The 12,249-nt window shown below is 62.4% G+C and carries 10 protein-coding genes; 6 read left to right on the plus strand and 4 right to left on the minus strand.

The window, feature by feature from the left end:
* Positions 1–689: 689 nt before the first annotated feature.
* The gene (locus QZ213_RS15435) at positions 690–1,010 is read left to right on the plus strand and encodes a family 16 glycoside hydrolase (RefSeq protein ID WP_291686951.1); all 321 of its coding nucleotides are present in this window, start codon (positions 690–692) and stop codon (positions 1,008–1,010) included.
* A 548-nt stretch (positions 1,011–1,558) separates the two neighbouring features.
* Complete coding sequence (locus tag QZ213_RS15440) at positions 1,559–2,569, plus strand: acyl-CoA desaturase (protein ID WP_291686952.1); 1,011 nt, start codon at positions 1,559–1,561, stop codon at positions 2,567–2,569.
* Positions 2,570–3,056: 487 nt separating this feature from the next.
* Here the strand turns inward: QZ213_RS15440 and QZ213_RS15445 are convergent, their stop codons facing one another.
* Positions 3,057–6,548 carry an indolepyruvate ferredoxin oxidoreductase family protein gene (locus QZ213_RS15445; RefSeq protein ID WP_291686953.1) on the minus strand — a complete coding sequence of 1,164 codons (3,492 nt, stop codon included), beginning with the start codon at positions 6,546–6,548 and terminating at the stop codon, positions 3,057–3,059.
* Positions 6,549–6,882: 334 nt separating this feature from the next.
* On the opposite strand from QZ213_RS15445, the gene QZ213_RS15450 reads away from it, so the two are divergent.
* The 3 genes from QZ213_RS15450 to QZ213_RS15460 all read left to right on the plus strand — a co-directional run bounded on the left by QZ213_RS15450 (position 6,883) and on the right by QZ213_RS15460 (position 10,010).
* The gene (locus QZ213_RS15450; RefSeq protein ID WP_291686960.1) at positions 6,883–8,085 is read left to right on the plus strand and encodes a c-type cytochrome; all 1,203 of its coding nucleotides are present in this window, start codon (positions 6,883–6,885) and stop codon (positions 8,083–8,085) included.
* A 244-nt stretch (positions 8,086–8,329) separates the two neighbouring features.
* The gene (locus QZ213_RS15455; RefSeq protein ID WP_291686954.1) at positions 8,330–8,803 is read left to right on the plus strand and encodes a hypothetical protein; all 474 of its coding nucleotides are present in this window, start codon (positions 8,330–8,332) and stop codon (positions 8,801–8,803) included.
* Between the two features lie 232 nt (positions 8,804–9,035).
* A complete protein-coding gene (locus QZ213_RS15460) occupies positions 9,036–10,010 on the plus strand; it encodes a dienelactone hydrolase family protein (protein ID WP_291686955.1) in 975 nt (324 codons plus the stop codon).
* Positions 10,011–10,097: 87 nt separating this feature from the next.
* Here the strand turns inward: QZ213_RS15460 and QZ213_RS15465 are convergent, their stop codons facing one another.
* The 3 genes from QZ213_RS15465 to QZ213_RS15475 are packed head-to-tail and all read right to left on the minus strand — an operon-like array spanning position 10,098 to position 11,672.
* Positions 10,098–10,913, minus strand: a complete 816-nt coding sequence (locus QZ213_RS15465) for an isocitrate lyase/phosphoenolpyruvate mutase family protein (protein WP_291686956.1) — start codon at positions 10,911–10,913, stop codon at positions 10,098–10,100.
* Positions 10,914–10,969: 56 nt separating this feature from the next.
* Positions 10,970–11,320, minus strand: a complete 351-nt coding sequence (locus QZ213_RS15470) for an antibiotic biosynthesis monooxygenase (RefSeq protein ID WP_291686957.1) — start codon at positions 11,318–11,320, stop codon at positions 10,970–10,972.
* A 43-nt stretch (positions 11,321–11,363) separates the two neighbouring features.
* A complete protein-coding gene (locus QZ213_RS15475) occupies positions 11,364–11,672 on the minus strand; it encodes an NIPSNAP family protein (protein WP_291686958.1) in 309 nt (102 codons plus the stop codon).
* Between the two features lie 74 nt (positions 11,673–11,746).
* Here QZ213_RS15475 and QZ213_RS15480 point away from each other — a divergent pair.
* Positions 11,747–12,249: winged helix-turn-helix domain-containing protein (locus tag QZ213_RS15480; protein ID WP_291686959.1), on the plus strand; the 503-nt coding region annotated here is incomplete at its 3' end.

A 12,249-nucleotide genomic window follows, 5' to 3' on the forward strand; every position in this document is an offset into this window, starting at 1 on the left:
TGAATTCGAGAAGAAAGTCCGGAAGATCGAAATTCAGCAACTTCTTTGCGTTTGAAGGTGCGGGAGGGTGGTTCGCTGCCGGGTTCCAATGAAACAGTTAGTCGGAATCGGGCTGCTCTGTCGGTGTCGCGACACCAGTGCTTGCTTAATTCCGCTATGGCAGTAAACGGACATCGCGATCCTAGCCCGACCGGGCGGTCACGTGGCCGGCATGTCGATCCAGCAAAGCCGATACTGGGAATTGAACTGCTGCAGATGGTTGTCCCCAAGGTTGCGCGATTGACATGAAGGCAGCGCCGGGAACGGGCCGCCACTTCAGAGTTTGACTACTTCGCGCCTGAGAAGCCCAAAGGTAATCTTCGCCGGTACTTCGGCTCATAGTCCGCATCCCCGAATATACATTTGCATATCGCGCTGCATTTAGAGTTGAGTGCAGCCTGTCCGATCACCTCGTGCATCAAGCAGGCCGAGTGCCAGGCGTCCCAACCCCGGCTTGTGTGACCGGATGTTCCGCAAGCGATCGAAATGGTTGAACTGGTATCCCGGCAAAGGTCGAGCAGGCCAGTTTCGCCGCATGCGCGGCGGATCGAATTCGATAGAGCTTCAGCAAATTTATAGGCAACAGAATAATTTGGAGAAGAAAGACTGGATAGATATGGGCGAACAAGCCGTACAGGACAAACAGAACATTGCTTGCTAGGGCAAGCATCCGAAGAGATTGGATACTTGTCACGCAGAAGCTTGCAAGAACAGCGAGCGACGCCCCGTCTTGTCCGGGAGACCAATGGGTGCTGGCGGAAGCCGGGGTGCAGGGTGGCGAGGTTGTGCGTTATTTCGTCAACGGCCGTCAGGTGATGGAGTATTCCGACCTGCAACTGGCGCGGTCGGAGCCATGGTCTCCGACTATAGCGCGGACCCATGGCTTCATCGCGGTTCAGGCCGAAAGCCACCCCACCGAGTTTCGTCGGATCGAGGTGCTCGACCTTGGAACGCACGACCTTGGAAGTTAAGGAAGACAACCATAGACGCGCTTTGAGGTGGCTCAAATTGTGCCTCCGCAAAATCCCGGTCGTCTTCGATGGCGACTTCCGAATCTGGCACCGAAACGGTCATTGCGGGGCAGCCGCCACATGTCCGTTGTCGGAGGCAAAGCCGAAATGATCTGCTCAGTGTGAATATTTCGCATTTTGACCCATACCGGAAGTCGCGCCTTTGACGACTTCGTTGAGCAGGTCTCACTCGGCTTATGACGGAACGCCCATCACAATCCCGGTGAGCCATGTAGGGAGGAAAATTAGTGCGAACGGCAGCCATGTCCCGAGGACGCTACGGAACATGTCGAAGCTCTTCTCTACCAGCAACGCGACCACAAACACGTCGAGGAACATGACAATTGCAGGGAATAATGCAGCCGTCGTGGTCGGGCTCGTGCTGCCAATCCATCGGAAATAAACGACCGGTACAGCGACGAATATGATCGGCGCGACCTTGCTAGAAATAACCCGCGTCTGTACGGTCGTCGCAGAAGAGTTAGTTTTCCATGAATGGATTAGCTCAAATGACCACAATTCAGGGCGTGGTGTCGGAGGAAGGTGCGGACCAGAAAATGCCACCAGGAGTGCTTGTTGAAGGCCCGTTGGTAGACGCCAAGGTTCGCGAGATCTTTGTCCTGTTCGGCATTATTTACGCCGGTTCGATCGCCGCGCTGGTCTGGACGATCATGCAAGGCATCGGCTGGGTGGAGATTGCGGTCTTCGTCGGCATGTTCTGGCTGACCATGTTCGGGATGGGCGCAGGCATACATCGCCTGCTCGTGCACCGGAGCTTTCGCTGCGGTCCGGTCATGAGGGCGTTCTTCTGTGCGATCGGCACGATGGCGGTGCAGGGCTCGGTGCTCAGATGGGTCGCCAATCATCGCCGGCACCATCTTCACGCCGACAAACCCGGCGATGTCCACAGCCCTTACTATGACGGCGTCGGCAACCGCTATGTCAGCTTCGTCAAGGGGATGCTGCATGCGCAAGGCGGCTGGGTGTTCGACCATGCCACTACCGAGGGCGAATACTACGCCAAGGATATTCTGGCCGACCCGATCGCCATGTTCTTCGTTAGAACGCGCTGGTTCTGGTACGGGATGTCGGCTGTTTTCATTCCGGGCGCCATTGGCTACGCAGTTGGAGGGATCCACACCATGATCGGCTGCGTGCTGTTCTCTGGCCTGTTCCGCAGCTACGTCATGACCATGGCCACCTCGCTGGTCAACTCGGTCTGCCATAGCGACGGTCGCTACGGTTACCGTCGCTTCGAGCTCAATGATGGCACGACCAACGAGTTGGTGATCTCGATCCTCACCCTCGGTGAAGGGCTGCACAACAACCATCATCGGTTTCCACGGGACGCCTATATTTCGCACGCCTGGTACGAAATCGACATCAATGGCCTGATTATTCGGGGGCTTGGGAAACTCGGGCTCGTGCACGACATTTTCGTGGCCGGAAGCCAGACCCCTCGCTCCCGAGGTTCGTACGGCGGAAAACGTTCAATACCGGATCCGAAAGCTATGGTCTGAAGCGCGAGCAGAGACATTCGCCCCGTGCTGGTGCGGTTTCGCGATCCGAGCGATCCGACCAGCGCCCGCCGCCGGTGTCTGCTTGTGGCAGATTGCGTCATTTCGCTGCGTGCAGGATTTGGTCGCTATCGGGGCATAGCGGACATCGATAAAGCCGCACCAATCAAGCTCGATTCATGAGTACGCGCCCTTTATGAGTCCACGCCCAGGCACGCTGTGCCGCGACTCAATTAATCGCTGACGTCTCTGGAATACTGGACCGCCGGCGTTCGCGGAGGATGACAAATTGTACTTGCCGCACGCACTGTCGCTGCTCACACAGCCTCAGCAAATACCGACATCATCCTGAGGAGCGGCCGCTTGGCCGCGTCTCGAAGGATGGACCCGACACGTGAACGCGCGACCATCCTTCAAGACGCGCGCAGAAGCGCTATCCTCAGGATGAGATCGGAGATAAATTTACGTATTCACGCCGGCGGATTCGAGATTACTCCGCGGCGATCTGGCGCGGCGCTGGCGGCGGGTTGGCGAGATCCTTCGCCAGTTGCGCGTAGCGCGCCTTGGCGTCCTCGATCGATTTCTCCTTCACCGGCCCGAAGCCGCGGATACGGTCGGGCAGCGAGAGAATCTCGATCGCGGTATCCAGCGTCAGCGGCGACAGCACCGTCAGCACATAGGCGACGTCCTTTTCATAGCCGGCGATCAGGTCGCGTTCGAGCCTGCGGTGCGGGGTCTGGGCGAAGATGTCGAAGGCCGTGCCGCGCAGATGGCGCAGCTTCGCCAGCAGCCGGAACACCGGCATCAGCCAGGGGCCGAATGCCCGCTTCTTCGGCCGTCCCAGCGCGTCCTTGCCGCCGGCCATGATCGGCGGTGCCAGGTTGAATTTGATCTTGAAGTAGCCCTCGAACTGATCGCGGATCTGCTTTTCGAAACGGCCGTCGGTGTAAAGCCGCGCCACCTCGTACTCGTCCTTGTAGGCCAGCAGCTTGGCGTAGTTGATCGCGACCGCGCGCGGCAGTTCCTCGCCGAAGCCGCCATTCAGCGCCGCATCGCGCACCTGCGTCACCAGTCTGCGATAACGCTCGGCGAGTCCCGCGTCCTGGTAATCCGTCAGCAGCGCGCTTCGATGGGTGATGATTTCGTCGAGCGACATCGCGTCGAGGGTCTTCGGCGCCACCGTGTCGTCCTGACCCTTCATCATCGCCACGATCCGCGCGGGCTCGGCGGCGGCCAGACGGCCAAGCCGGAACGCCTGCGTGTTCATCTTGATCGCGACGCCGTTGACCTCGATCGCCTGCTCGATCGAGGCCGCCGTCAACGGCAACAAGCCCTTCTGATAGGCATAACCCATCATCATCATGTTGGTGGCGATGGAATCGCCGAGCAGGATCTCGGCCGGCCTGGTGAAATCCAGGAACGACGAATCCTTGCGCAGCGCGGCTTCCAAGACGTGATTGACCTTGCGGCTCTGGAAATTGAAATCGCGGTTGAGGATGAAATCCGCGGTGGGGATGACGTGGCTGTTGATGACGCCGTAGGTGCGCCCGGATTCGCACAGCGTCATGGTTTCCTTGGCCGCCGCCACGACCTCGTCGGCGGCGATCACGAGATCGGCGGTGCCGGTGACGATGCGCGAACAGGTAACGTCGGCGGTATGTTCGGACAGCCGCACATGGCTGAGCACCGCGCCGCCCTTTTGCGCCAGGCCCGACATGTCCAGGATCATGCTGGCCTTGCCTTCGATATGGGCGGCCATGCCGAGCAGCGCGCCGATGGTCAAGACGCCGGTGCCGCCGACGCCGCCGACGGCGACGTTATAGGGCCGGTCGAGCGCCGGCTTCGAGGCCGGTTCCGGCAGTTCGCCGATATTGCCGAGATCGGCCGGCGCGCGGCGGCGCAGCTTGCCGCCGTCGACGGTGACGAAGGACGGACAGAATCCCTTGACGCAGGAATAATCCTTGTTGCAGGTCGACTGGTTGATGGTGCGCTTGCGGCCCATCTCGGTCTCCAGCGGCTCGACCGAGATGCAGTTCGACTGCACCGAACAATCGCCGCAGCCTTCGCAGACCGCCGGATTGATGATGACGCGGCGCTGCGGATCCTCCAGCGTCCCGCGCTTGCGGCGGCGGCGCTTTTCGGCCGCGCAGGTCTGCACGAAGACGATGGCCGAAGCGCCCTTCACCTGGCGCAGCGTCTTCTGGACCTCGTCGAGCTGGTCGCGGTGCGCGGTCTTGGTGCCCGGCGCGATCTCGGAAGCCGGATAGGCGTCGGGATTTTCCGACACGAGGTAGATGTCGCGGATGCCCTCGGAGTGCAGCTGGAAGGTGATCTGCTGCGGCGACAGTTCGCCGTCGACGTGCTGGCCGCCGGTCATCGCGGTCGCGTCGTTGTAGAGGATCTTGTAGGTGATGTTGGCCTTGGAGGCGACCGCCTGACGGATCGCGAGGCTGCCAGAGTGGAAATAGGTGCCGTCGCCGAGATTGGCGAACACGTGCTCTTCCTTGGTGAAGGGAGCGACACCGACCCACGGCACGCCCTCGCCGCCCATATGCGTGAACGTTTCGGTGCTGCGGTTCATCCACAGCGCCATGAAGTGGCAGCCGATGCCCGCGAAGGCGCGGCTGCCCTCGGGCACCTTGGTCGAGGTGTTATGCGGACAGCCCGAGCAGAAATACGGCGTGCGGGTGATCGGCGCGACCGCCTGCATCTGGGTGGCCTGGCGGCCGTTGAACCAGTCGGCCTTGGCGCGCAGCATCGCCGCGATCTCGGGATTGAGGTTGAGCCGCAACAGCCGCTCGGTGAGCGAGCTCGCCAATGAGGCGACGCTGAGTTCCTCGGCAAAGGGCAGGAAGCGCTTGTCGTGCTCGTCCATCTTGCCGACGATGCGCGGGCGGACGTCGTCGCGCCAGTTGAACAGTTCCTGCTTGACCTGGTTCTCGACGATCTCGCGGCGTTCCTCGACGATCATGATCTCTTCGAGACCGACCGCGAATTCGCGCACGCCCTGCGGCTCCAGCGGCCAGGGCATGCCGATCTTGTAAAGCCGCAAGCCGATCTTGGCGGCGACCTCGGGCGTCACCCCGAGTTCGCGCAGCGCCTGCCTGATGTCCTCGTAGCTTTTGCCGGAGGCCATGATGCCGAAACGCGCGTTCGGCGAATCCATGGTGATGCGGTTGACCTTGTTGGCGCGGGCAAAGGCGATCGCGGCAAAGCCCTTGTAGTCCTGTAGCCGCCGGTCCTGGTCGTAGCGGTCATCGGGCCAGCGCAGATTGAGACCGCCGGGCGGCATCTCGAAATCGGTCGGAATAATGAACGGTTTCATCTCGTCGGTGAGATCGACTTCCGCCGTGGTCTCCACGGTCTCGGTGATCACCTTCATGCCGACCCAGCAGCCGGAATAGCGCGACATCGCGATCCCCAAAAGACCCATCTCGATCATTTCGTGGATGCTGGAGGGATAGAGATAGGGCATCAGCGCGGAGATGAAGGCGTGGTCCGACTGATGTGGCACGGTCGAGGATTTCGCGCCGTGGTCGTCGCCGGCAAGGCACAGCACGCCGCCGTTTTTTGCCGAGCCCGCGGCGTTGCCGTGGCGGAACACGTCGCCGCAGCGGTCGACGCCGGGGCCCTTGCCGTACCAGATGCCGACCACGCCATCATGGTTGGCGCCGGGTGAAAGATTGAGCTGCTGCGAGCCCCAGATCGCGGTGGCAGCGAGGTCTTCGTTTACGCCGGGCTGGAATTTGATGTTGTACTGTTCGAGGTGCTTGCGGGCGGCGAACAGTTGCTGGTCGTATCCGCCGAGCGGTGAGCCGCGATAGCCGCTGACGAAACCGGCGGTGTTCAGCCCGGCGGCACGGTCGCGGCGGATTTGCGCCATCGGCAGCCGAACCAGCGCCTGGATCCCGGTCAGGAAGACATGGCCTGAGCCCTGGGTGTATTTCTGGTCGAGACTGATCGGACCTTGGTTGATTCCCATTCCGCCCTCTTGCCGCCCTCTTGCGCCTTCAGGCGGCCGCAGGCCGCGCCGGCTGTTCTTACCTAGCAATTCAACTTGCCAGAACAAGCTTTTAGGCCTGCTCCAAATCGTACCTTGGCAGTCTATGTCGATTTTTGCGGCCGGCGCATCACAAATCTCGGCAACGCAGTTCCGCGTTCCCGAATCGCAATTTCATGCCTGAAAACGCAGCGGCTCTTTGCGCTTGTGTCGCCGCGGGCGGCGGCCGCGAAACGTCCTGACGCGCCCGCCTGCGCGTTTTTGCGCTATACTGTCCTCAACAGGAGACAAATCGGTGCCGGAACGACATTGCGCCCTGCGGGCGATTCTCGGGATCGTGCTTTTGTGCACTGCATTCAGCTTTCGCGCGGCGCAAGCCGCCCCCTCGGACGAGACCATCGCGCGCGGCAAGGCGCTCACCATCGCCGGCGATTGCGCGAGCTGCCATACCGCCGACCCGGCAAGGCCGTTCGCCGGGGGCAAGCGCATCGACACCCCGTTCGGCGCCGTCTATTCGCCAAACCTGACGCCGGATCGCGAAACCGGATTGGGCGCCTGGAGCGACGAGGATTTCACCCGTGCGCTCCGTTACGGCGTGGCGCCGGACGGCTCGCGCTATTACCCGGTGTTCCCCTATCCCTATTTCACGAAACTCACCCGCCAGGATCTGCTGGCGATCCGCGCCTATCTTGCGACGCTGACTCCCTTCCGCAACACGCGGCCGCCGCCGCAGCTTCGCTGGCCGCTGAACTATCGCGTGGTAATGCGGCTCTGGAATTACCTGTTCTTCCGGCCCGGCATCTTCGAGCCGAACCAGCAGAAAAGCACCGAGTGGAATCGGGGCGCTTATCTGGTCAGGGGCGCCGCGCACTGCGGCGCATGCCACACGCCCAAGAACATGTTCGACGCCGACAAGCGCGGCCGCGCCTTTGGCGGCGGATCGGTCGACGGCTGGTTCGCGCCGCGCCTCGACAATGCCGCGCGTGCCGGGCTGAAATCATGGAGCGTCGACGACATCACCGAATACCTCGCAAGCGGCCGCAACGGCAAGAGCCACGCCGACGGCCCAATGGCGGAAGTCGTGGTCAATTCGACCTCACTGATGAGCGACGCCGACCTCCGGGCCATCGCGGTGTATCTGAAGGATCAGCCCTCGGGCGCACCGGAACCGGCGGCCTCCCCGCCGCCGGCTACGGAGATCAGCGCGGGCAAGACGCTCTACGACCGCGCCTGCATCGCCTGCCACGAAGCCGACGGCAGCGGCGCGCCGCGGATTTATCCGCCGCTGCCCGGCAATGCCAATCTGCAGTCCGCCGATCCCGCCAGCACGCTTCGCATCATCCTCGACGGCGCGCAGACGGTGACGACGCCGCGCGCGCCCAACGCCGGGTCGATGCCGGGATATGCCAAACAAATGTCGGATCAGGAGATTGCCGACGTCACCAATTACATCCGGAATTCCTGGGGCAATGCGGCGCCGCTGCTGAGCGCGGCGGAGGTCAGGAAAGCCCGGAAATAGCGATCGAAGCGCGAACGGGCCTGCTCATAGACCCGGATAGCTCTCAACGCGCCTAACCGGCGATCCTCGTTGAAGATGAATTTCGGCATTTCCCGCTATTTACGTAACGGGTTCCATCCTGAATAGCTCGAAAAACGGGACGGCAAGCCAGATTGGCCGTGAAAGGGTGCGAGATAAGGAAGTCTGTTCCCGGAACCTCTGCGGGCTGCGGGGGGTTGTCTTCGCGCAACGGAGGAACCCAATCATGGCTTACGAACGCAACCCGAACGATCCCACGCGTTCTCCCAACGATCCCTATCGTACTCCCGATGATCCCTACCGCGCCGAACGCGACGATGAGCTTCGCCGCGCGGCACGCCTCGACAATGAAGTGCAGATGGACCCTGAACTTGCCGAAGGTCCGGCCAATACCGGCAAGATCGCGATGTTCGCGATCGCCATCGCTTTGGTGCTCGGTGCGGTCTTCTACGGTCTGAACAACTCGACCATCAACCAGGCCGGCACCTCACCTCCGGCATCTACGGCGCAGAACACGCCGTCGTCGCCGCCCGCGGCCCCTCCGGGCATGCGTGACTTGACCCCGCGCACCAACACCGACCAGGGCGTGACAACGGGCGCGGCTCCCGCGCGGCCGCAGACGCCGCCGTCCTCGGCGCCCGCGGGCCAGGACATCAACCGCTCCGGCAATCCGCCGACCACGGGCGCGCCGAGCAAGTAACGACGGAGTTTGAAGACGCTATTTTACGCAGCGGGCAGCTTTGCCCGCTGCTTTTTTTTGCTGCCGACCGGACCATCGACTCCCCCTTGCCAAGTGCCTGGCCAGCGACAATCTTCATCCCGTCCGGCCTGCCTCACGTCTCGCGGGCGGTTGCGCCCGCAGGATGCGCAGGCAAGTCTGCCCGATCGTGGCAAAGCGAGGCGCTCCCATGCACCAGATCTTATGCGTCCTGATGGCCATGATCGGATATGGAGCCACGGCTGGGCATTGCCAGGCGCCGCAGGCGAGCACCACCGCAGTCACGTTTCAATCTTCCACCTACAGCGGCTTTCGCCAGCTTCTGGCGCGGGAGGCCGCAACTGGAACGGTTACGATTCAAGCGAAGCTGGACTTTCCGGAACAGGCCGGGGATCGCTATCCCGCCGTCATCGTCGTTCACGCGCTTGACGGCTATCGTGACGCCAATGAAGGCTATGTCGCCGCCGAGCTGCGCAAAGCAGGCTTCGCCACGTTGACCTATGACAGCTTTGCCGCGCGCGGTACGACCGGGCCGGCCATGTCGGCAACGCCGGGCTATTTGCCTTCCGGCGTGGCGGACGCTTACGCCGCGCTGCGGTGGCTTTCGACCGAGCCCCGGATCGACGTCAATCGAATTGCCATTTTGGGCTTTTCGTTTGGCGCTGAGGTGGCTCATCTGACGGCAATTGAGCAGCTTCGATCGGCGCTAGATCCCGGACCAGCCCGATTTGCCGCGCATGTCGCCTTCTATCCCGCCTTTAACTTTGGCGCGGTGGCCGACCGCGGCGCCTATACCGGGTCTCCGGTGTTGATGCTGCTCGGCGGAAAAGACGAGAATCTGCCTGCTGCGAAGGTCGAGAGCTATCTGGCCTACGCGCGCGCCGCGGGAAATCCGGCCCCGATCGAAATCGTGACCTATCCGGGCGCCTACCATGCGTGGACGGTTCCCGGCGTGGTGCCTGCGCGCTTTTTTCCGGAGTTGGTCAGCGCGAAAAAATGTCCGCTCATTCTGCTCGGGCCAAACCGGCTCATGTTTCTTATCGACGAGCAGGCAAAGCCGTTCGACCCGGACTTCTTCGGCGCGTGCATGAAGGAAGCTCCCGGATATTCGGTGGGGTTTGACGCAGCGGTTCGCGCGCAATCAATCGCCGATGCGGTACAGTTTCTTCGGCGAAATCTCCAACCGTAGGGCGGGCTGATCAACGTCATCACGGAAGCATTGGCTGACCATGCCAGTGCAGATGACCGCGTGCCCCAGCTTGGAGCCTGCCGCGCCCTAGCCCAACATCTTGTTCAACTCGCCACCGGCATAACCATTGCCGAGTTCGTTGAACGTCCCCTGCTCCGCGATTTCCTTCGCTGCGCGCATGAAACCGCCCCAGGCGGCGCGCGCCAGCGAGCCGCCAACGCTGATGCGGCGGACGCCGAGCTCCGCGGCTTCGGCAACCGAGAGGCCGGGCCACCCCAGCAGCAAATTGACCGGCTTCGGATGCACGGCCTTCACCACCGCCGAGATCTGCTCTTTGGTGCGGATGCCCGGCGCGTACAGGCAATCGGCGCCTGCTTCCGCATAGGCCTGCAGCCGGTCGATCACCATGGCGAGATCCGCCTGCCCGACCAGAAAACCTTCGCAGCGGCCGGCCAGCAACACGCCGCTTTTGTCAGCATCGATCGCGGCCCGCGCCGCCCTGATGCGCTCGATCCCGAGGGCGCGCTCATACAGTGGCTTGGCCTTGTCGCCGGTGGAATCCTCGATCGACAGCCCGGCGACACCGGTCCTGACCGCGCGCACCACGTTGGCGGCGACCTTCTCCGGCTCGTGCGCGAAGCCGCCCTCGAAGTCGGCATTGACGGGCAGATCGACCGCGCCGCACAGCGCGGTGAGATGCTCGCAGACCTCATCGAGCGTGACGTGATTGTCGGCCTTGCCGATCGACCAGGCAAAGCCGGCGCTGGTGGATGCCAGCGCCTTGAAGCCCATGCTTTGCAGCGCCCGCGCGCTGCCGACGTCCCAGGGATTCGGAATCACGAAACATCCGGTTTCGTGCAGCTTGCGGAATGTGGCGCGCTTGTCTGCTGTCGTGACCGGCATGATTGCCTCCCTGTTTTATCTCGCTTAGCGACGATATCCGCGCACGGCCTGCCACGCTAGTGCGCGCTGTGAACGGCGCGGCTGTCCTTCGGTGCCTGCTCCCGATCGCTCATGCCGTAATCGCGGATCACGCCGGCGATGCGCAGCCGGTAATTTTCGAAGATCTTCGCCCGGCCCTTGCTTTGGCTCTTGCGATGCTGGGGCACATTGCGCCACGCCGCGACGGCGGCTTCATCGCGGAAAAACGATAGCGACAGGATTTTTCCGCTTTCGGTCAGGCTCTCGAACCGCTCGATGGAAATGAAGCCGTCGATGGATTCGAGCACCGGCCTGAGTTCGGCCGCAAGATCGAGGTATTCCTGCTTGTGCTCCGGCTTGGGCCAGACTTCGAAGATCACGGCTATCATTCATGCCTCCCTGGCGGCTGGAGGCCATTATGCTTGGGAGTCATTACAATGTCACCTTGCGCAGGAACGTCCGTTCCTCCGCAACAATGAATTTGTTCTCCTCGGCAAAACCGAAATTGGCCATGCCTTCCTGGTCGGCGCGCAGCCGCGCGCGGTAGTCTTCGTAGGCCGCGAGAGTTTCGAAGGAAATCAGCGCGAATGCGATGTTGTTGGTGCCTTCATGCGGCATCCAGTAGCCGATCAGGTCGCCGCCGCATTTCGGGATGATGGTGAGCCAGCGTCTGGCGTATTGCTCGAACATCGCGGGCTTGAACGGATCGATCTGGTAGCGGATGAAAACGGTGACGGTCACGGGAGCCTCCGAAGCTTCGAACGCAATCAATGTAGCCGCTTGATCGACGTCGATGCTTCGGCTATCATCGAAGGATGAAAGCAGGTCCCGACATCGCCATGGTCGCCTCGCTGGTCGGCGACCCCGCGCGCGCCAACATGCTGACGGCCCTGATGACCGGCCGCGCGCTGACCGCGAGCGAGCTCGCGCACCAGGCCGGCGTCACCCCGCAGACCGCGAGCTCGCATCTTTCGAAGCTCGAGGCCGGCGGCCTGGTCGAGCCGGAGAAACAGGGCCGGCACCGCTATTACCGGCTCAGCGATCCCGACGTCGCCGGCGTGCTCGAAGGCCTCGCGGGGCTGGCCGCGCGCGCCGGTCACATGCGCGTGCGCACCGGACCGAAGGACCCGGCCTTGCGCCGCGCGCGGATCTGCTACGACCATCTCGCCGGCGATCTCGGCGTGCAGATGCTCGACAGCCTGAAGAAGCAGCGGCTGGTGCGGCAGAAGAAACAGGACATCGAGCTGACCGCCGAGGGCGAGCGCTTCCTGGAAAACGCCTTGCAGATAACGGGGGATATGCTGGCCCATCCGCGCCG

Origin of the sequence: Bradyrhizobium sp., assembly GCF_017881085.1 — a bacterium.
Taxonomy (GTDB): Bacteria; Pseudomonadota; Alphaproteobacteria; order Rhizobiales; family Xanthobacteraceae; genus Bradyrhizobium.